A 21181-nucleotide genomic window follows, 5' to 3' on the forward strand; every position below is an offset into this window, starting at 1 on the left:
AATAGTCATCTCGGTGTCTTTCGGGTCTTCATCGGAACAGTCTCGGTGTCAGTCTCAACGGTCGTAGTTGTATACGGGGTTGCCCGCGCCGAGCCCGAGGTCGACCGTGACGCTGAGTCGGGCCGTGCCCGCCGCAGCGGGAGCGGCGAGGGTGCAGCTGGTGGGGCCGCCCTGCACGGGTGCGGCGCCCGGGTCCGTCGGCACCGAGCAGCTGTAGCCCGTGGCGTAGCTGCCGTTGCCCGGGCCGTTCGTCCAGCCGAACACGCCGGTCGCCGGGTCGTAGGCGAGGCCGGTCACGGCGAGACTGACGGATGCCGCAGGTGCCGTCATCGTCGCCGACCACGCCCCGCAGGTGCCCCAGGTGGCCGCGGTGTCGCACCCGCGCACCTGATACCTGAACGGCACCCCGAAGACCGTCGGGCTCAGCAGTTGGCGCGGCAGTGCGGTCCCGGTGAAGGCTGCGCTCGCGCCCGGGGTCCCCGTCGCGGGGTCCACTGCCCGGACTTCGTAGCTCGTGATGCCGGCGCCCGGGCTCACCGGCGTGATCTGCAGGTCGTATGCCGTGTCGTGCATCCCCATCGAGGCTCCCGGGTCGGTGACTGCGCCGGGCGTCGCCTGCACCTGCACCGTGGTGACCTGGCTGTTGGTGCAGCCGGCCCGGTTGTATCCCCAGACCACGAAGGAGTATGAGGCGGTGTCGGATGTGAGCCCGGTGAAGTCGACACCTGTGGTGCCCGCTCCGAGGGTCTTGAGCTCGGCGACGTTCGCGCCGGTGTGCGGGACGACGACGGTGCCGGGGGCAGGGGACGAAACCGTGCACGCCTGGTTGCCCGTTGGCACCGTTCCGTTGGTGAGGCGCTGCACGTAGTACCCGCCGATGGGGTCGCCGGAGCCGGAGAAAGCCTCCCATGCGACGTGGACGGTGCCGGCGGCACCGGCCGACGCGGAGACGGCGCCGGCCGTCGGCGCCCCGAAGGGCGTGCCCTGCGTCGAGGCGGATGTCCAGGCCGAGAGGGCGGGGTATGACTCGTTCCGGGCGCTCACGCTCACCGGGACGTCGGTGCCGTTGGGGAGGCCGTTCACCGTGAGCGAGCACCGGGTCGCCCCGCAGGCCGGACCCGTGGCGCTCACGGCGGGCTGGGCCGTGCCGTTGACGGTGACCAGGTAGTCTGCGACCGGGGAACCCGCGCCGTTCGGCACAGGTGCCCAGCTGATCGTGAGGCCGCCGGGAAGCGGTGCGGCCGCGAGGTTCCCGGGGGCCGCAGGGACGACATCGGACCACACCGTGTCCGGGAGCGCGGTCGACGCACCGAGGCCGAGGCCGTTGCGCGCCGCGACAGCCACCCGGACCGCGTTGGCCCGGCCGTTGCCGCCGGTCGGGACCGTGCACGCGGTCGCCTGGCAGGTCGTGGTGCTGATCAAGGCTCCGGTCGCGGCACTGACGAGGGTGATGTCGTAGCCGGTGACGGCGGAGTTGTTGGCGGCGCCGGGGTTGAAGGCGACCGCGACGCGGGAATCCGCGAAGCCGGTGACGGAGAGGCTCGTGACCGGGTCCGGCCGGTCCTGCACGGAGATCCGCACGGTGCCCCAGGTGTAGCGGTCCGGGTCGTTCGTCGCATCGGCGACCTCGTACTCGAGGTTGGTGTCCGTTGCGGCGGCGTTCGCGGCGACCTGCACGCTGAGGGTGCTGTTGTCGGCGCTCGGGGTGATCCTGACCCCGGCGGGAACACCGGCGCCGCCGAGTCCGCGCACGGCGACGACCCGCAGCGGGACCTGCGGGAACGGGTTGGCGGCGCCGTCGTTGGCGAGCACGTCGACGACGGTCGTCTGGCCGCGGGGGGCGATTGCGACATCCGCCGCCGGGATGGCGAGCGGGCGGGTGGACGCGACGACGGTCATGTCGATGCGGCCGGCCCTGCCCGGCGTGCCACCGGCCGCGACGCCGATCGTGATGGAGCCGTGGCCGCCCTGCGCGCCCGATGCCGGGAGCGTCGTCGTCCTGGCGTGCAGGGTGAGCTGCTGGCCGTCGAGGGAGTAGTCGAATCCGACCGGTTTCGGGTCGAGCACCGAGTACACGAGGGAGGCCTGGTCGTTCGGGTACGGATAGGACGTCAGCTTGGACAGGTCGATGACCTTGGTCTGGCCGGGTTCGAAGTCGAGTACGGCGCCGTCGAAGGCGGGCGGCTGGTTGGCCTGCGGCGTCACCGTGATCGGCAGCACGATCGTGGCCGTGCGGCCCGCCGGGTCTCCCGCTCCGGTGCCGTCGGTGACGACGAAGGACACGGAGGCCGGACCGTAGTACTGGTCTGCGCTCGTGAAGGCGATGCTCGTGTCGGAGGTGGCGAGGTCTGCACCGTTGGACCGGGTGGCGTGCACGAGGCTCCTGTCGGTCAGGCGCACCTGCTTTCCACCGACGGCGACGACGTAGTCGTTGATCGGGATGGTGAGGGTCGCGCCGCTCGCCACGGTGAGCGCTGCGACACCCTTCCGCAGTTGCGGCAGGGCGTCGGTGTACCCGGGCACCCAGATGAAGGCGAGGGCGGTGATGTTCGCGTCGTCGGGGTTCGCCACCTGGAACGGGATGATCTGGCTCGTGGCGTGCACGGTCACCCGCACGCGCTTGGCGTCCGTCACCCGCGCGGAGTCGGCCCACGACGCGGGGACGCTCAGCGCGAGGCCGCGGGCCGGCCCGTCGGCGAAGGTCACGTTGGCGAGCACGTCGACGTCGACGGTGCCGCCGGCGAGCACGTCGGAGAGGGTCAGGTGGGTGTCGCCGGCCTCCGGCCGGGCACGCGGGGCGTCCGCGCGCACGACGACGGTGAGGAAGGTCGAGCTGGTGCCGCCACGCTCGTTGCTGATCTCGTAGATGAATCCGAATCGGCCCGGTGTCGCCGGAGCGGTGACCGCGATGGTGTCCCCGGCGATCATGGCCGTGCCGTGCTCGGCCGCGAGGTCGGCCGGGGTGCCGCTCGGTTCCACGGCGTTGATCGTGAGCCTGCCGCCGTCGGGGTCCGAGTCGTTGGCGAGCACGTGCACGGAGACCGTGCTTCCCGGGCGCACGACGACGTCGTCGGGAGCTGCGACCGGGTTGCGGGCGCCGTCGAGGCGCGGGCTGATCCCGATCCGCACGGTGCCGATCGCCCGGGCGCCGAGGGCGTCGACGACGGCATAGCTGAAGGTGTCCGTTCCTGCGGAGTACTCCCCGGCCTGGTACCGGAACGTGTCCGTCCCGTCCGCCGTGACGGAGCCCTTCTCCGGGTTGGTCTCCAGGCCGACGAGCTGGACGGAGTCGCCGTCCGGATCGATCCCGGTCAACGGGATCGCCACCTCGACGGTGCCGCCGGAGAGCACCCGCGCGGTCACCGTCTTCGGGACGGGCGGGTTGTTGGTGCTCGGATCTGCTTCGCGCACCGAGATGCGCACCTCGGCGTTGGAGTACTGGCCGTCGGGGGCGTTCACCCGGTACACCGCGGTGTACGTGCCGGGGGTGGTCGGCGCGAGGTAACGCAGCACGGTGCCCGCGGCGAAGAGCAGGCCGGCGCCGGCGGGCAGGCCGGAGGCGAGAACGGGATCCAGGGTCAGCGAATCACCGTCCGGTTGTTCGTCGTTCGCGAGGACCGGGATGTCGATCGCGTCGCCGACGCGGACGGTCGCGGTGTCTGCGACAGCGATCGGGGCCTGCTTCTGCCCGAGTGCGGGGATTTCGACGACGGTCACGGTGCCGTCGGTGTCGGCGAGTCCGTTGCTGATCCGGTACCCGAAGCTGAGCCCGCCGTCCGGCAGCGGGCGGGTCAGCGTGACCCTGAGGATCCGCTGGTCGAGAATCTCGATCCGCATGCCGCTCGATGCGGGCACGTTCATCGTCCCGGTGATCAGCAGCACCCCGTTCGCCGGGTCGAAGTCGGTCGCGAGCACGTCGACGAGGGTGGCCTGTTGTCCGCGGATGAAGGCCGTGTGCGGCACGGTCACGGGACTGCTGTTGGCGTTGGCGGCGGGGGCGACGTCCACGCGCACCCTGCCGGTCGCGGTGAGCTGCCCGTCCGTGACGGAGTACTCGATTTCGTGGACCCCCGGAGTGCTGCTCAGGAACCGGAACGCACCGGAGGCGAAGTCCGGGGTGATCGTGACGTCCGGCTTGGCGGGGACGCTCGACAGCCGCAGCGGCGCCGACCCGCCGCGGGCATGATCGAGCGGGGACACCGAAACCTCGGCCCCCGCGGTCGCGAGCACAACGAAGGAGTCGGCCACGATCGGCACGGCTCCACTCGCGCGCACGGAGACGGCGAGCGATCCGGTGCCGGTCAGGCGGCCGTCGGAGACGCTCAGGCCGACCCGTTTGTCGTCGGCGTTCGTGCCGGCATCCGTGAAGACGACGGCGCCTGCCGGGGTGAAGCTCACCAGGTCCGGGCCGGCGGCAGATGCCGCTGCGAGGTAGACCGGGTCGCCGTCGGGGTCGACCCAGTCGCCGAGGACCTGGCTGGTCACCCGGCCGCCCGCCCTCACGGTCGCGTGGGTGGTGCGCACCTGGACGGGCGCGGAGTTCTCCCCCGGCGCCTTGAGCGTGACGGTGACCGTTGCGGATGCGCTCCCGCCGCGGCCGTCGTTGATCGTGTAGCCGAACCGGATCTGGCCGGTGGCCGCCTCCGTGAGGGTCAGCTGCACCTGCTGGTTGTTGCCGACGAGGTCGAGCCGGCCGTCGGCCGCGTCGATCGGCGTGACCGACTCGATCACGAGCACATCCCCGTTCGGATCGGAGTCGTTGAGGAGAACGGGGAGCGTCACGATCCGGCCCGCTCGGGCGCCGAAGGAGTCGTCGACGGCGACGGGCGGGGCCTGCACCTTGTCGTAGACCGGAGGAGTGTCGTCGCCGGTGGTCTCGATGCGCTGGGTGTCCGGGGACGTGTCGATCAGGTCGGCCCAGTTGTCGATCAGCTGGTTGTCGCGCTGCACCGCCCAGGTCGAACCGTTGTGCGCGTCGTTCAGTACGAGCCCGGTGCCATTGTGCCGGAAGGCCAGGCGGGCGTTGTCGTCGAGCCCGGCGAGGGCCGACGTCGTGCCGGACTGCGTTCCTCCGGAGCCTCCCGAGGCACCGGAGGCCGAGCCGCCTGGCCCCGCGCTGCCGCAGTCACGCCAGGCCGTGCCGTCCGCCCAGGCCGCATAGGCGCACGGCCCGGCGGTGTCCGGGGCCGCCGCGGTGCCGTTCCGGGCGCTGACGAGTACGGTCGGGGCGCCGCCGGAGAGGGGGACGGCGACGAGGCCCTGCTCGTGGGCGATCAGCACCCTGGTGCCGGTGATACCCGGCTGCTGCAGGGCGGGGGCGGCGCCGTCGACGATCGTCCCGGACAGGTCGACATCGCGGCCGTCGAGGAACAGGTGCCGGGTGGTCGCATTGAGCAGCGCCCAGCTGCCGTGCACGCTCGTCAGCTGGTAGTCGTCGCCCGGGGATCCGGCGGCGAGGGTCTGGCTCGCGGTGACGGTTCCGCTTCCGGACGGTGCCTGCGCCAGGGTGCCGGTCGCCGGTGTGAACGAGAACAGGGCACCGGTGTCGTCGACGCTCACGACGGAGCCGGCGCCGAGGGAGAGCGTCGGCGCGGCCGCTGCGTCGAAGCTCGCGAGCCGGCTCGTCGGGGTCTCCCAGACCTCGCCGTTGGAGGCGATCAGGGTGCGGGCTCCCGCGAGGAACACGGCAGGCGCCCGGGGCGGCAGTGCGACACTCTTCACGATCGTCGCCGTGGCCGGGTCGAGGATCTCGAGGGAGCTGTTGACGGTGTCGAGAACGAGGACCGTCGCGCCAGCCTGGAGCACGTCGAGGTTGGAGCTCTCGCTCGTCACGACGGTGTTGAGTTCCATCACCGCCGTGTTCGCCCGGCCGATGGCCTGGCGGGTCTCATTCGTCACCCAGACCGCCGCATCGCCGAGGTCGAGCCGCTGGGCGGTGTAGCCGCCGGACACGACGGCGGTCGTCACGACGAGGGCGAGGACGAGCGTCCCGCCGAGGATCGTCGCCCACGCCGAGCGGTGCGAGGCGAGCTGGCGGGAGACCCACCGACGGATCACGAAGCGGCTCCGACGCCGGTCACGAAGCTGCTCACGTCTCCGGGTGCGCTTCCCGTCACTGATCCGCCGGTGTCGACGCACTTCTCGCCGCTCGTGCCCCCGGTGCGCCCGTCGCGGTTGACCGCGACGCTCGCGCAGACCCTGGCCTGTCCGTGCGGGTCGACGCTGAATTCGGCACCCTTCTGGATGCTGCTCTCGCCGGTGCGCAGGGTGATCACGTAGCTGTCCCCCTGGGTGATGCCCGGGTCCGCCCAGGCGAACACCACCATGCCGTCCCGCACTTCCCCTGACACGTTGCTCACGGTCGGCAACCCCGGCGCCGCCTGGTGCGAGAGCGCCGAAGCCGTCACGACGGCCAGAACGACGATGACGACGGATGCCGCGACGAGCGCCCAGACGAGCGCCGAACGCCGCCAGACCCCCGGCACGGAGCCTGTGCCCGCGCCCCGGGAGGCGCCCCCGGTGGCCGCCGAACCCGCGGAACCGTCGGAACCGGCCGGGCTGCGCGCGCCGGAGGTGTCTGCAAGGGCGCCGGCAGCGGAGCGGCGCCCGCGTTGAGCCTGTTGAACGCGACGGCGCCGCGGTTCCTGGTAGGCATTGATCGAATTCACGGCCGAGATGCGGGTGCGGTCATCGTCGTCGACGCCGTTCTCCCCGGCCCAGTCCTCGTCGGCGACCTCGAGCCGGGTGGGAAGCAGGCCCAGTTCGGCCTCCACGGACTGCAGCTCCCGGATGAGTTCGAGCACGCTGCCCTGGCGTAGCTCCGGACGCCGTGACATCGAGCGCTGGAGGATGAGCTCGAGCCTGCCAGGGACATCCATCCGGCCGAGCGCAGGGATCCGTGCCTTGTTGATCCGGGAGATGAGCTGGGCCGAGCTGTTCTCGGCACCGGGAATCTCGAACGGTGAATGACCGGCGAGGAAGGAGTAGAGCGTGGCTCCGAGGGACCAGACCTCGGATGCGACGGAGCCCGAGACCTCGTCGAGCAGGACCTCCGGGGCGGACCAGGGGATGGACAGCCCGATCGCATCGACGTTCCGGGCGTCGCTCACCGTCGCCGCGATGCCGAAGTCGCCGAGGACGGCGTGTCCGTACCGGGTGACGAGGATGTTCGACGGCTTGAGGTCTCGGTGCAGCATGCCGGCCTGGTGTGCGGCCTGGACGGCGTTCGCGATGGTGATGCCGATCCTGAGCACCTCAGGGACGCCGAGTGGCTCTGTGCGGTAGCGCCGGCTGAGCGCGGGAGAGCACTGTTCCATCACGAGGTACGGGCGTCCGTCGGCCGAGACGCCGGCCTGGAACACGGTCAGGATCGACGGGTGCGAGCTCAGCGACGCCATCAGGTTGGCCTCGGCCTGGAACAGCTGCCGGACCTGGTCGTTGACGACCTCGGCGAGGAGGACTTTGACCGCCACCTGGCGGCGCGGGAGATCCTGCTGGTAGAGGAACACGTCGGCGAAGCCGCCGGAGCCGAGGACACGCAGATACGAGAATCCCGGCAGGTTCGGGGGCGTCGACGGCAATCGTCGCTGCATCGCGGCCTCCCCGTCTGGTTCTCGCCTATGGTCCCTGAACTGGTCCGTGAACGCGCATCGAACGGGTATCACGACTGGCGTCACTTAAGTTTAGGCAGTTGCCCCGCGGGTGTCCGGGATGCCGATACCCCAACTCAGGGGGTGTCGAGTTCGGTGCGTGTCGAGTTCAGTGCGCGTCGAGATGGACGACGTCGAGCGGGCCGGTGTCTGCGTCCTGCTGCGTGGACGTCTCGCCGGCGCCCGACGTCTCTTCGCTGTCCTCGATATCGAGGACGTCGAGGACGATCACCGTGACGTTGTCCCGGCCGCCGTTCTCGAGCGCGGCCTCGACGAGTGCCTTCGCCGCGTCTTCCGGGTCCGGGTTCGAGATCAGGAAATGTCGGATGCCGTAGGCGGTGAGTTCCTTGGTCAACCCGTCAGAGCAGATCAGGAGACGCATTCCCGGGTTCACGGGCAGGACGCGGTAGTCGGGGACCGGAGCCTCGTGGAACCCGACGGCGCGGGTGATGATATTGCCGTGCGGGTGGACATCCGCTTCGTCGCGGGTGATCCGGCCGGCGTCTACGAGCTCCTGCACGACCGAATGGTCGACGGTGATCTGTTCGAGCACACCCGACGTGAGCAGGTAGACCCGGGAGTCGCCGATGTTGAAGACGACCCAGTGCGGAGCGCCGGACACGATCGCAAGCAGGGCTCCCGTCACGGTGGTCCCTGTGCCGAGGTCGGTCACGCCGACGCCGGACGCCATGTCGGTGACGGCGAGGCCGAGGGCCGTGTTGATGGCAGCGTTCTGGGGCGAGTCCCGTCCGGCGAGCTCGGCGAGCCGGTTCACGACGGCCGCGCTCGCGACGTCGCCCGCGGAATGCCCGCCCATGCCGTCTGCGACCGCGAAGATGGGCGGCACGGAGATCAGGCTGTCTTCATTGACTTCGCGGCGATGCCCGGTGTCGGTGAGTGCGGCCCACGCGAGGGAGACCGTCTTGTTCACCGAGGGGAAAGCGACTTCGAATCCGCCTGAGCCTTGACCAATCTGGGTCACGGGTGGTGCCTTCCACGATGTGCTGGGAAATACGGAGCCGACTCGGTGTCGCTCGCCGGGATGATCTCGATGATGTTATCGTCCCCGATGTCTATTCTCGTACCCGGAGGCACAGTTCGGGAATCGCCGGGACGGAGCCGTTCCCGCCGACCGTCCGCGGAGACCACGACGGTGCCGTTCCGGGACCCGGTGTCGGTGACGACGATGACGTCCGCCACCTGCCGGATGTCGAGGTGGGTCGCGGACACGAGGGAGCCGGGAGAGGCGACCGCCACGAGAGTGATGAGCGGTACGCCGGGGATCCGCGGCGGCGCAGGGCGCCGACCCAGCCGGTACGGACGGTCGAGCGGGAACTCCCGGCCGTCTGGCAGCCGGAACCGGGCGAACGCAGGAAGGAACACGGGCGCGTTCGCTGCGGCGTTGGTGTCGTCGGTGTCGTCGCGGGCCACGGCCTCCCGCTCGTCGTCACCGTCGACGTCGGGTGTCGCGACCCGGTTCCGGCGGCCGGTCGTGAGTATGGTGTCGTCGAGGGGGCGGATCACGGTATCGTCCGGCCTGCGGATCACGGTATCGTCCGGCCTGCGGATCACAGTGTCGTCGGCGGCGGGAGGCGGGCCGGCGGGCGACCAGTGCACCGTGCGACCGACGACCGTGCCCCGTTCGTTCCCGGTTCGCGTTCCAGAGGGCACTGCGGCGAGCGCCGTCGAGTCGGGGGAACCGATCACGACTCCGGTCACGGCGGAAAAGTCGGCGAGGTTCCAGGGACGGATGCCCTGGTCGGCGAAGCGCCGCGAGCCGCCGACCGAGAATACGTCGACGACGATCGGCCCGCGCACGACGACGGTCACGGCGGACTCATCCTCCGCTGCCCGGATCACGAGAGCGAAGGACTCGATCGCGTCCGTGCCGCCGAGCGGCAAGAGTCCGACGAGCCCCTCTGCCGAGACACCCGCGTCGTCGACCAGGCTCGAAAGCGCGCTGACGAGACCGTCCGGTGCATCGGCGGGCACCGCGGCGACAAAGGAGCGGCCGGCCACGAACATCCACTCTGGGTCCATGGGACTCCCTTCGTCGTCGTAGGGTCTTCACCGTATCCCGAGTACGCCGATCCGCCTTGCGGCGCGGGGAGGCGCAACGCACCGTCAAACCCGTCCGAGATATGGATTCCGCAGCGTTTGCCGTAAAAAGCTGCGGAATCGCTTGCCGGGGCAGGGTCTCGCTGGCATAATCGCTGGATGGTCGCAAACGGACGTACCACGCCGGGCAAGCCGGTACCCCTCGATGACGTCTCGAAGAAGATCATCGAGCAGTTGCAGGTCGACGGGCGCCGGTCGTACGCGGAGATCGGCAAGGCCGTCGGTCTCAGCGAGGCCGCCGTGCGCCAGCGGGTGCAGAAGCTCACGGATGGCGGGGTCATGCAGGTCGTTGCCGTCACCGACCCGATGCAGCTCGGTTTCTTCCGCCAGGCCATGATCGGCATCCGTGCCTCGGGAGACACCCGGGTACTGGCGGAACTGCTCGCCGCGATGCCGGCCGTCGACTACGTCGTGCTCACGGCAGGCTCGTTCGACATCCTCGCCGAGGTCGTCTGCGAAGACGACGATGAACTGCTCGAACTGCTCAACACCCAGATCCGCTCTCTCGACGGGGTCAGGTCCACCGAAACATTCGTCTATCTCAAACTCCACAAACAGTTCTACAACTGGGGAACACGGTAAATACAATGACACTCTCAGAACCCTTGCTCGAGTCCGTTCCTGCTTCGCCCGCTGTCGTCAGTGCCGACGCAGCCGGTGCGGCCCCCGAGGCGACGCCGGAGGATGCCGGGCCCACCGTCTACACGGAGGCCGAGAACGCTGCCATGCAGCAGAAGGCCAAGGACCACCTCTGGATGCATTTCTCCCGCCAGTCCGTTGTGGAATCCGGCGCGGGCGTGCCGATCATCACGAAGGGCCTCGGGCATCACATCTGGGATTCGAACGGGAAGAAGTACATCGACGGCCTGAGCGGCCTCTTCACGGTCAATGCCGGGCACGGCCGCAAGCGGCTCGCCCAGGCAGCGGCCAAGCAGGCTGAGGAACTCGCGTTCTTCCCGATCTGGTCGTACGCGCACCCGAACGCGATCGAACTGGCCGACCGGCTCGCGTCATACGCTCCCGGCGACCTCAACCGCGTCTTCTATTCGACCGGTGGCGGCGAGGCCGTCGAGACCGCGTTCAAGCTCGCCAAGTACTACTGGAAGCTGCAGGGTCGCCCGACCAAGCACAAGGTGATCTCGCGCAACGTCGCCTATCACGGCACCCCGCAGGGGGCCCTCGCGATCACGGGCATCCCCGCGATGAAGGAAATGTTCGAACCGGTCACCCCCGGAGGCCTCCGGGTGCCCAACACGAACTTCTACCGGGCAGACGAGATGGGCTCCGGCTTCGGCGACGACATCGAGAAGTTCGGCCTCTGGGCGGCGAACCGGATCGAAGAGATGATCCAGTTCGAGGGGCCGGAGACGGTCGCGGCCGTCTTCCTCGAGCCCGTGCAGAACTCCGGCGGCTGCTTCCCGCCGCCGCCCGGCTACTTCAAGCGCGTGCGCGAGATCTGTGACAAGTACGACGTGCTCCTCGTCGCCGACGAGGTCATCACGGCGTTCGGCCGCATCGGGAACATGTTCGCCTCGACGACCTTCGGAATCGAGCCGGACATGATCACGTGCGCGAAGGGCATGACGAGCGGCTACTCGCCGATCGGAGCGACGATCGTCTCCGACCGCATCTACGAACCGTTCAAGCACGGCGACACGACGTTTTACCACGGCTACACCTTCGGCGGGCACCCGGTCTCCTCCGCGGTCGCGCTCGCGAACCTCGACATCTTCGAGGAGGAAGGGCTCAATGAGAACGTGCGCACGAACTCGCCGATCTTCCGTGCCGAGCTCGAAAAACTGCTCGCGCTGCCGATCGTGGGCGACGTGCGCGGCGAGGGCTACTTCTTCGGGATCGAACTCGTCAAGGACAAGGGCACGAAGGAGACGTTCAGCGACGAGGAATCCGAGCGCCTGCTGCGCGGCTACCTGTCCAAGGCGCTCTACTCCGCCGGGCTGTACTGCCGCGCCGACGACCGCGGCGACCCCGTGGTACAGCTCGCTCCCCCGCTGACCATCGGACCGTCCGAGTTCCGCGAGATCGGCGACATCCTCTACGGCGTGCTTGCGGAGGCCCCGAAGTACCTGTAGTCCCACCTCGCCCCGCCCGATTCGACGGAGACCATGTGGTTTTTCGACACAGTTTCCGTCGAATTGGTGGGGCGTGCGCGCTACCCTGACCGGCATGGCGAGCCCCGGCTTTTCCCGCAACCTCCTCCGACCGGACACGGAGGGGGCCGAACACCGCGTCACGTTCATCGAGCTGTTCTTCGACCTCGTCTTCGTCTTCGCCGTCACTCAGATCTCGCACCTCCTGCTGGCGCATCCGGGTCCTGACGAGTTCCTGCATACCCTGGTGCTCACGGCCGTCGTCTGGTGGGTGTGGATCTACACGACCTGGGCCTTCACCTGGCTCAACCCCGAGCGCGGCCCGGTGCGGGCAATGCTCATCGTCATGATGCTGCTGGGTCTGCTCATGGCGAGCGCCATTCCCGACGCCTTCGGCGACAAGGACCTCCTGTTCGCCTGCGCACTCGCGGCGATGCAGGTCGGTCGCAGCGCGTTCACCTTGCTGGCGCTCTTCCGGCAGCGTCCGGAACTGGGGCTCAACTTCCTGCGCATTTCACTCTGGAACGCGTTCGCGGCGGCGTTCTGGATCGCCGGCGCCCTCGTGCCGGACGCCGTGCGTCCCTGGGTCTGGTTGGTGGCCCTGCTCGTCGACTACGGGGCTCCGTATCTGCTGTACTGGGTGCCCTTTCTCGGACGCTCGGACATCACGACCTGGAATGTAGCCGGCGGCCACATGGCGGAGCGGGTCAGCCTCTTCCTCATCATCGTGCTCGGCGAGTCGATCATCGTCTCGGGGACGAGCTTCAGCGCAGGACCGCTCGACTGGACGAACGTCATCGCATTCCTGTCGTCATTCCTCGGAACGGTACTGCTGTGGCTGCTCTACTTCAGCCACAGCGAACGCGGAGGCAGCGACTACATCGTCAACGCCGCCGACCCCGGACCGATCGCCCGAACCGCATACACGTACGTCCCCGCGCTGATGGTGCTCGGCGTCGTCCTGGCTGCGGTCGCCGACGGCCTCGTACTGGCTGACCCGCTCGAGGCGGGCAGCCTCTGGACGGCCGGACTCGTCTGCGGGTCATCGGCGGTCTATGTGCTGGGAAATGCCTTGTTCCGCCGCGCCGCCGGTGGCCGGTGGCTGCCGGGTCATTTCCTCGGCATCCTCGCCTTCGGGCTCCTCACCCTGGCCTCGCCGCTCGTCCCGGCCCTGGGGCTCGCCTGGGCGGCCAACGCCGTTTTACTGCTCGTCGTGGTCGGCGACGAGGTCGCGTGGCGTCGCGCCCAGCCGTCGCACGGATGACCGTCCCGGCTCTCTCAGTCGGCGTCGGACTGCGGCACGGCGAACGCCCACTCGGGCAGGTGCCCGGCAGATACGACGGTCAGCAGCAGCCTGGCCATGCCGTACCCCGGGTCGATCGCCAGCGCCTGGTCGATGAAGATCCCGGCAACCGAACTGCGTCCGAGCGCCCACGACAGCCAGGCAAGCATGCACAGCGGCGCGGGGCGCACCCGTTTCGGGGCGACCGCGACGAGCATCTTCAGGAGAGTGATGCCGCGTTCGATCCGTTCGGGGTCCGGGCGCCGGGAGACGGATCCGAGCATGAGGTCACCGGTCTGGGCGAGGTCGCGCTTGTCGCCTGACCTGGCCTGCTCCTCGGCGACGATGTCGTCCATGCTGCGGCCGGTCTCGCGCTGGATGGCGGCATAGCGCTGGTTCAGTTCGTGCGTCACCCGCCCGATCTCCTCCCCGAACGCGATCTGCAGCATGACCTGGTCGCGCCGGGCCGGGCTTTTCACCAGGAACAGCAGGGTTGCGGCCTCTTCGGCCCCGAGTGCAGATGCGTCGAGGGTGAGCGCGGCCTCCGTGGTCGCCACCGGGTCGAGAATGTCCCCGACCATGGCCACGAGTTCGGGCAGGTCGGGTGCGTCCGGCACCTGGGATCCGAGGTCCTCGTACCTGGCCAGCCGCCTGGCGCACTGCTCCCGGAGCGCGAGGTCGACCTGGGGCAGGTCGGCCCGGCTCACGAGCCGCCCGAGCTCACGCTGGGCCTCCGGCGGCACGTCGCGGTTCACCGGGGACTCCGCGATCTCCGACAGCGGCCGCCCGCTCGCCGGGCAGGCGGGGTCGAGGTACGAACCCCAGCCGTCGGCGGCGACGCACAGGGAATCCCGCACCAGGAAGCCGGACAATTCGGCCCGGCGACCCAGGATCTCGGCGAATCGCTCACCGGGTATGCCCGGAACGTCGGCGAAACGTTCGTCGGTGTAGAGGACGGGCACGACGGCATCCACCCCCTCGATCTTGCACAGCGTGCCGATCAGGGTCGTCGCGAGACGACGGAGGACCGTGCGTGCGAGGTCGGGCTCCGGCAGGTTGAACCGCAGGGCGCCGCAGGTGCGGTTGCCACGGAAGGCGACGAGCACCACGCTGCGCTCGGGCTGGAACCCGGCGAGCTGCGGCACGAGGGCGAGGAAGTCGTGGGCTTCCCTGGTCTTCACGATGGTCGGTCTCATGCGGACACTCTTCCCGCGCGCTCCCACCCCGGGTGCGCTCGCTGGGGATCGGTGCATAACTCGCGCAAGGAACGGCTCTGTGCATAACTCCCCCCGTAGTCTTGGAGCTATGCCCATTTCGACCATCGTGGACGTCCTCCTCGTCGTGCTCCTGCTGGGCTATGTCGTCTCCGGCTACCGCAGCGGCCTGATCGGAAGCCTGAGCGGCATCGCCGGCCTCGTCGCCGGCGGCATCGCCGCCTACTTCCTCGTTCCGCTCGTCGGAGCCTGGGTCCCCGCAGCGGAATGGCGCACCGCGGCAACCCTCGCGACCGCAGCTGTCCTCCTGCTCGGCGGCCTGTCGATCGGCGGGACCCTCGGCAGGGTGCTCCGTCCCCGGGCGGCCCGAAAGCGGCTGCTCGTCGTCGACCGGGTGTTCGGCGCCGGCGTCGCCGTCGTCGTCGCGGCGAGCATCGTGTCGATGCTCGCGTTCAGCATCGGGTCCCTCGGGGTACCGGTCCTGTCGCCCGCGATCGCCTCCTCGACGGTCGTGCGGTCGATCGACTCCCTCACCCCCGATCCGGTCAAGGGCTTCCTCGCCCAGCTCCGGGCGATGGTCGTCACCGAGGGCATCCCGCGGGTCATCGAGGCCTTCAACGGGCCGGTCCCCACGGTCCCCCTCGTCACGGCGACGAGCGCGGAACTGCTCGCCGCGCAGGATTCCGTGCTCAAGATCGTCGGGACGGCGTACGCCTGCGGTCAGAACCAGTCCGGGAGTGGCTTCGTGATCGCGCCGGACCGGGTTCTGACCAATGCGCACGTCGTCGCGGGCGTCTCAGAACCCGTCGTCGAATCCTCGGACGGCACGGCCCGCTCGGGAACCGTCGTCTACTTCGACCCGGCGGGCGACCTCGCCGTCATCGCCGTCCCCGGGCTCGATGCCGTACCCCTCGGCCTCGGTGCCGACCTCGCAACGGGAAGCCTCGCCGTGAGCGACGGCTACCCGTACGGCGGCCCGTTCGAGACGGGACCCGCGGAGGTCGTCGCGGTCGCGCCGGCCGTCGTCGGCGACATCTACGGCGACAATCCGACCTCCCGGTCGATCTACACGCTCGCGGCGGACATCCAGCACGGCGAGTCCGGCGGTCCGCTCCTGAACCAGGACGGCAAAGTCGTCGGCGTCGTTTTTGCGAAGTCGACCGTCACTGCCAACATCGGCTACGCCCTCGCGATGGAGTCGGTCACCCCCGTCGCCGCCGAGGCGGCATCGCTCACAGACTCCGTCGAGCCCGGGCACTGCGTCGTCGGCTAGCCCCGCCCGGTCGATGCGAAAATAGGAAAGAACACCGGGGCGCGCGACCGTTCCCCGAGGAGAGGCCACCATGACCATCACCGCTGCCGCCGACGGTTCGGCCCTCGGCAACCCGGGACCGGCCGGCTGGGCCTGGTACGTCGACGACTCCTGCTGGGACGCCGGCGGCTGGAAGCACGCCACCAACAACCAGGGCGAACTCAAGGCCGTGCTCGAGCTGTTCCGCGCGACCGCGCACCTCGACGAGGACCTGCTCGTGCTGTGCGACAGCCAGTACGTGATCAACTCGGTGACCAAGTGGATGCGCGGCTGGAAGGCCAAGGGTTGGCGCAAGGCAGACGGCAAGCCGGTGCTGAACCTCGAGCTGCTCCAGGAGATCGACGCGGCTCTCGCCGGCCGTCGCTACCGCTTCGAATGGGTCAAGGGGCACGCGAACCACCCGCTCAATGAGGCGGCGGATGCCCGGGCGCGGGCTGTCTCCGAGGCATACCAGCGCGGCGGGTCGATTCCGAAGGGTCCCGGATTCGTGCGCGCGGGCACCCCGGCTGCTCCGGCGGCCCAGGCGGTCCCGGCTGCCGGTGCCGCCTCGCGAGAGCAGAAACCGGCCGTGCGCCGGGCCGTCGCCGCTCCGCCCGCCCGTGCGGCGCATCCGGAGCTGTTCTCGTTCGACGACGCCGCCGACGCCGCCGACCCGGCCGTGCACGAGGTCTCCCTCGTGCTCTCTGCCGAACAGCACGCCCGCCTGAGCGAGCGGGCCACCCGCCTGGGCGTCAGCGTGGAGGACGCGCTCCGCGCCCTGATCTGACGGACGGGATCAGTGGACGAGCAGCCAGCGGCCGTGGACGCGCTCGGTGACTTGCCACGTGATCACTCCGGCACGGATGCGGGTGCCCGCGAGGGTGTGGGCGCCGATCCGGACCGCTGAGGCCACATCGTCCGCGGTGAAGCGCACGGTCGCGCGCGCCGAACCCGCCACGACGGCGAGGTCGGACGCCTCGACGGTCGTGAGCTCGGCCGCCGCGGCCGCAGCAGCCGGCAGGACCGAGTCGGGGGCGACCCCGGGTTGCAGGCTGCCGATGGTCATGGTGATCCGGAACGAGGGCATTCCTCCAGCGTATGCGGGGCGTCAGCTGGCGGGGAACCGCACCTCGACCCGGGCGCGATCTGCGAGCTCGTCGCCGGAGACGCCCGTGAGCGCGATGATCACGACGCTCGGGGCGTTCCCGAGCCGGTCGAGCACGGCTCCCACGTCGATCGCGGCGTACGGGTCGTCGGGGTCGAGTTCCTCGGGGCGCACTCCGAAGACGGCATCGGCGGCGTCGACCAGGAGTACAGCGCCCACGTCTTTCACCCGCTCGAACAGCCGGTCGAGCGTCGCATCGGTCTCCTCGGGGGACGACGCGACGACGCTTTCCAGCCCGACGGTGACGAGGGCCTTGCCGAGCTCGCTCGCAGCGGACGCCGCAGCAGCCGCCTTCGCACCGGCATCCGTGCCGCTGAACACGGCGATCGCCCCGGCGCCCGCGAGCTTCACGACGTCGCGGATCGTTCCGAGCTTCGTGACCCGTTCCGTCGTGTCGAGGGTGAATGATGCCATCACTGCGAACGAGACGCGCAGGGGGGCGGCGGATGCCTGCCAGAGCGAGGTGAGCACCTCGGTCGTGAGCGGCGAGGGGGTGAGCCAGACCTGGAGTTTCTCACTCGACGTCACGGGAACCGTGAGTACCGGGTGCCGCTCGATCGCGGCCTGGGCGGTGCCGAAGTCGCGGTGGCTCGCCGCGTCGGTGTCCTCGATATCGGCCGCGAAGGCGCTCACGAGGTAGCGCAGCTCCGCGATGACCCGGCTGGGCCCGTGCTGTGCGCTCGCCTCGCGATAGCTGATCAGGCTGTCGCTGTAGAGGAAGAGGTTGATCGACGACCCGGTGACCCCGGTGCGTGCGGCGTCGAGGCTGCGCGCCGTCACGTTCAGGCCGAAGGGCGACCCGGCGAGCATCGACTGGAGCGCCACAGTGGTGGCCGCGATCACCTGCCCGTAGTTCGAGAGCGACGACATGGCGACTCCGTCTTCTGGGGCAGGAACCCGCCACCGATTTCACGCTACTCCGCCTGACCGCGCAGGTCGAGGACTTCTCGTGCCGGCCGGATCAGAACCGGATGTCCGACCTCGACACCGTGAGGTCGTGCAGCACGTCGGGCAGCACCTCCACGCCGATGCCCGGACCGGTCGGAACCCGGAGATGGCCGTCCTCGAGCACGAACGGCTTCGTCAGGTCCTGGGCGTAATAGCGGCTCGAGGCGGAGGTGTCCCCCGGCAGCACGAAGTCGGGCAGCCCGGCGAGCGCGACGTTCGCCGCCCGGCCGATGCCGGTCTCGAGCATGCCACCGCACCACACCGGAACACCGTGGGCGGCCGCGACGTCGTGGATCCGCCTGGCCTCGAGGTACCCGCCGACCCGGGAGGGCTTGACGTTGATGATGCTGCACGCTCCGAGGGTGATCGCGGCGGCGGCGTCCCTCGCGGACTCGATCGATTCGTCGAGGCAGACCGGGGTCCGGATGAGCTTGGCGAGGGCGGCGTGCCCGAGCATGTCGTCCTCTGGGAGCGGCTGTTCGATCAGGAGCAGGTCGAAGGGGTCGAGGCGGGCGAGGTGGCGGGCGTCGGCGAGGGTGTACGCGGTGTTCGCGTCGACCTGCAGCAGCACGTCCGGCCCGAAGCGCTCGCGCACGGCGCGCACGGGGCCGAGGTCCCAGCCCGGCTCGATCTTGAGCTTGATCCGGAGGTAGCCCTCATCGAGGTATCCCTCGACGGCGGCGAGGAGCCGGTCGATCGAGTCCATGATTCCGACCGAGACGCCCGCGGGGACGAGGTCGTTCACCGCTCCGAGGTAGCCCCCGAACGAGACTCCGGAGGCGCGGAGCTGGGCGTCGAGGATCGCGGTCTCGAGGGCGGCCTTGGACATCCGGTGCCCCTTGACCGCGGCGAGCGCCGGCTCGACCCGCTCAGCGGTGAGGCCGTTGCCGGCGGCGGCGAGCCGCGGGGTCAGGTGGTCGCGGATCACGAGTTCGCAGCCGTCGAGGAACTCGGAACTGTAGAGGGGTTCGGCCTCTGCGGCGCACTCGGCCCAGCCCTCGGCATCCGCAGTGGTCACGTGCACGAGGAGCGCCTCCCGCTCGGACACGGAGCCGAAGGAGGTGCGGAACGGGCTGACGAGCGGCAGGCGCACCCGGCGCAGTTCGACGTTCTCGATCTTCATCCCGGTTTCCTCCGTCTCGCGCCCCGGTCACGAGCGCCCTCTCCCCGAACCTAACGCCTCGACAGGAACCGGGACCTCACCACACCGTGCGAGAGCGCTCCTGCGCGACCACGGCCTCACGGTCGGCGAGACGGCGCAGTCCGGCCAGCGGCTGGCTCATCCGGTGGTTGCCGCGGATGCGCGGCTCGACCCGGTCGAGGAAGGCCCAGTAGCCGGCCGTGAATGGGCAGGCATCCTCGCCGAGTCGTTTCTTCGGGTTGAACGGGCAGCCGCCGCAGAAATCGCTCATCGTCGAGATGTATGCGCCGCCCGACGTGTATGGCTTGGTCGCGACGATGCCGCCGTCGGCATGCTGGGACATCCCGACGACGTTGGCCGGCATCACCCACGGTGTGCCGTCCACGAACGCTGCGATGAACCAGTCGTTCAGCTCGCCCGGGTGATAGCCGCGCTGGAGGGCCTGGTTGCCCAGGATCATCAGGCGCTGGATGTGGTGGGCCCAGCCGGTGTCGGCGACGGCGTTCAGCACGTGGCTGACGCAGGCGGCGCGCACGCCGGAGCCGTCGAGCTCACGGAACGACCTGGGCAATGGCTCGTGGGCGCCCAGGAAGTTGCTGCTGCCGACATAGTCGGGGCCGAGGTGCCAGTAGAGGTGCCACACCCAGTCCCGCCAGCCCATCAGCTGGCGGACGACGGCCTCGACGCTCTGCAGCGGCGCCGCTCCGCTCGCGTGGGCGGCGACGACCGCATCGATCACCTCGCGCGGGTGCAACAGCCCCAGGTTCAGCGGAACGCTCAACCGGGAGTGCGCCATTGCATCGTCTCCGCGCAGCGACGCGTCCTCGAAGGGGCCGAAGTCGTTCAGGCGGGTCTCGATGAAGTCGTCAAGGGCGGCCAGGGCTTCGGCCCGGGTCGCGGCGAAGCGTCGCGGCCCGTCGCGGCCGATCAGGGTGATCCGGCCATCTGCCTGCAGCCGGTCGAGGTCGCGGCGCACCTCGGCGTCGATGTCGTCTTCGACCGGGGTCCACGGGTCGGGCAGGCCGAGACCGACGGCCCCACGGGGTGGCGGGCGGCGGTTGTCGTGGTCGAAGTTGAACCGGCCGCCCTCGGGGTCTGGTCCGCGCATCAGGACGCCGGTCCGGGCGCGCACCGAACGGTAGAACTGCTCGAGTACCAGGCGGGAGGCCGGTCGGCCCGCCGCCCAGTCCGCGAAGTCGGCCTCGCTCGTGACGAAACCCCGGCTGGGCAGCACGTCGGCGCCGAGTTCGGCCACGAGCGCCCGCGCCCCCCAGCTGGTGGGATCGATCACCTCGAGCGGACGGCCGGAGAGCACGTCGCGATAGTGCTCCGTGCGCAGGAATTCCACCCGATCGCCGAGTTCCCGCGCCCGGTGCCGCAACGCGCTGAGGATCAGGTGCGCCTTCGCCCGGTGGTACGGCCTGCGGCCCAGGACCCCGACGGCCTCGACCAGGACGATCGGTCCGCCGTCGTCGAAATGCGGTCCGAGCTGATCGGCGAACAGGAATCGGGGCACCGGCATGGTCGTGAGTCTAGAGCCGGGCACGCGCATCAGATTCCGCCGGTCGTGCTGTTCGGGGCGGATGCCCAGCGGCCACCGGTTAACCTCGGGTATGGGCAGGTTCACGGACAGCTGGCGATCGCATCTTCTCTCGACGCTGTCCGGAAACTCCGAGGGACGGCCCTCGTGGGTGGAGAAGATGGAACGCGGCGACGACGCCGGATTCTTCGGGCCCGAATCGGCCGCGTGGGCGGTGCACGGCGGGATGGCGACGATGGTCGCCGGGATCCGCGCGTTGTTGATGCAGACCCTGCACCCGGGCGCGATGGCCGGGGTGCACGACTGGTCGCGATACAAGGAGGATCCGCTCGGGCGCCTCTCCGGGACGATCCAGTGGCTCGTGACCGTGACCTTCGCCGACACGACCGTCGCGACCGAGGAATCGACGCGGGTCGGCCGCTTCCACGACCGGGTGACGGGCACCTACCTCGATGCGGCGGGAGTCTCGCGACCCTACGCCGCCGGGGACCCCGAACTGCTCTCCTGGGTGCACATCGTCTTCACGGATGCCTTCCTCGAGTCGCACAAGCTCTGGGGCGGCGGCATCCCGGGCGGCGCCGACGGGTACGTGCGCGAATGGGCGAAGGCCGGCGAACTGGTGGGAGTGCAGGACCCGCCGCGGTCGGCGGCGGAGCTCGCCGCCCAACTCGCCGCCTTCACCGAAACCGGGACGCTGAAGAGCGACGAGCGCGTCGCCGAGGCGG

The 21181-nt window shown here is 69.9% G+C and carries 15 protein-coding genes; 6 read left to right on the top strand and 9 right to left on the bottom strand.

Annotation, left to right across the window (positions count from 1 at the left end; genetic code table 11):
- Window positions 1-54: 54 nt before the first annotated feature.
- The 4 genes from QN350_RS06885 to QN350_RS06900 form a co-directional block, all read right to left on the bottom strand.
- A complete protein-coding gene (locus tag QN350_RS06885; RefSeq protein ID WP_322137623.1) occupies window positions 55-6057 on the bottom strand; it encodes an Ig-like domain-containing protein in 6003 nt (2000 codons plus the stop codon).
- The gene (locus tag QN350_RS06890; RefSeq protein WP_322137624.1) at window positions 6054-7592 is read right to left on the bottom strand and encodes a serine/threonine-protein kinase; all 1539 of its coding nucleotides are present in this window, start codon (window positions 7590-7592) and stop codon (window positions 6054-6056) included. The genes QN350_RS06885 and QN350_RS06890 overlap by 4 nt, the downstream gene beginning before the upstream one ends.
- 166 nt (window positions 7593-7758) lie before the next feature.
- A complete protein-coding gene (locus QN350_RS06895; RefSeq protein WP_416172997.1) occupies window positions 7759-8631 on the bottom strand; it encodes a PP2C family protein-serine/threonine phosphatase in 873 nt (290 codons plus the stop codon).
- Window positions 8628-9689 (bottom strand): FHA domain-containing protein, encoded by a 1062-nt coding sequence (locus QN350_RS06900; RefSeq protein WP_322137625.1) that lies wholly within the window; start codon window positions 9687-9689, stop codon window positions 8628-8630. Before QN350_RS06900 ends, QN350_RS06895 begins: the two co-directional genes overlap by 4 nt.
- 177 nt (window positions 9690-9866) lie before the next feature.
- Between QN350_RS06900 and QN350_RS06905 the strand changes: the two genes are divergently transcribed.
- The 3 genes from QN350_RS06905 to QN350_RS06915 all read left to right on the top strand — a co-directional run bounded on the left by QN350_RS06905 (window position 9867) and on the right by QN350_RS06915 (window position 13139).
- Window positions 9867-10349, top strand: a complete 483-nt coding sequence (locus QN350_RS06905; RefSeq protein ID WP_281535496.1) for an Lrp/AsnC family transcriptional regulator — start codon at window positions 9867-9869, stop codon at window positions 10347-10349.
- 5 nt (window positions 10350-10354) lie between these two features.
- Window positions 10355-11857 carry an aspartate aminotransferase family protein gene (locus QN350_RS06910; RefSeq protein ID WP_322137626.1) on the top strand — a complete coding sequence of 501 codons (1503 nt, stop codon included), beginning with the start codon at window positions 10355-10357 and terminating at the stop codon, window positions 11855-11857.
- 73 nt (window positions 11858-11930) lie between these two features.
- Window positions 11931-13139, top strand: a complete 1209-nt coding sequence (locus QN350_RS06915) for a low temperature requirement protein A (RefSeq protein ID WP_322137627.1) — start codon at window positions 11931-11933, stop codon at window positions 13137-13139.
- Between the two features lie 14 nt (window positions 13140-13153).
- Here the strand turns inward: QN350_RS06915 and QN350_RS06920 are convergent, their stop codons facing one another.
- Complete coding sequence (locus tag QN350_RS06920; protein WP_322137628.1) at window positions 13154-14353, bottom strand: DUF4192 domain-containing protein; 1200 nt, start codon at window positions 14351-14353, stop codon at window positions 13154-13156.
- Window positions 14354-14462: 109 nt separating this feature from the next.
- Between QN350_RS06920 and QN350_RS06925 the strand changes: the two genes are divergently transcribed.
- Together QN350_RS06925 and QN350_RS19970 are read left to right on the top strand one after the other, a co-directional pair.
- The gene (locus QN350_RS06925; protein ID WP_322137629.1) at window positions 14463-15644 is read left to right on the top strand and encodes a MarP family serine protease; all 1182 of its coding nucleotides are present in this window, start codon (window positions 14463-14465) and stop codon (window positions 15642-15644) included.
- A 70-nt stretch (window positions 15645-15714) separates the two neighbouring features.
- A complete protein-coding gene (locus tag QN350_RS19970; RefSeq protein WP_416172998.1) occupies window positions 15715-16449 on the top strand; it encodes an RNase H family protein in 735 nt (244 codons plus the stop codon).
- A gap of 9 nt (window positions 16450-16458) precedes the next feature.
- On the opposite strand, the gene QN350_RS06935 is transcribed toward QN350_RS19970, so the two are convergent.
- From QN350_RS06935 to QN350_RS06950, 4 genes are all read right to left on the bottom strand, one after another.
- Window positions 16459-16749 carry a hypothetical protein gene (locus QN350_RS06935; RefSeq protein ID WP_322137630.1) on the bottom strand — a complete coding sequence of 97 codons (291 nt, stop codon included), beginning with the start codon at window positions 16747-16749 and terminating at the stop codon, window positions 16459-16461.
- Window positions 16750-16770: 21 nt separating this feature from the next.
- Window positions 16771-17697: a Pvc16 family protein gene (locus tag QN350_RS06940; protein WP_322137631.1), complete on the bottom strand. Its 927-nt coding sequence runs from the start codon at window positions 17695-17697 to the stop codon at window positions 16771-16773.
- Window positions 17698-17788: 91 nt separating this feature from the next.
- Window positions 17789-18898: an o-succinylbenzoate synthase gene (gene menC / locus QN350_RS06945; protein ID WP_322137632.1), complete on the bottom strand. Its 1110-nt coding sequence runs from the start codon at window positions 18896-18898 to the stop codon at window positions 17789-17791.
- Between the two features lie 76 nt (window positions 18899-18974).
- A complete protein-coding gene (locus QN350_RS06950) occupies window positions 18975-20438 on the bottom strand; it encodes a cryptochrome/photolyase family protein (protein WP_322137633.1) in 1464 nt (487 codons plus the stop codon).
- 91 nt (window positions 20439-20529) lie between these two features.
- On the opposite strand from QN350_RS06950, the gene QN350_RS06955 reads away from it, so the two are divergent.
- Window positions 20530-21181 (top strand): oxygenase MpaB family protein (locus QN350_RS06955; protein ID WP_323516030.1); only part of this gene is annotated, 652 nt, incomplete at its 3' end.

The sequence above is a fragment of the Cryobacterium sp. 10I5 genome (assembly GCF_035019865.1).
Taxonomy (GTDB): domain Bacteria; phylum Actinomycetota; class Actinomycetes; order Actinomycetales; family Microbacteriaceae; genus Cryobacterium; species Cryobacterium breve_A.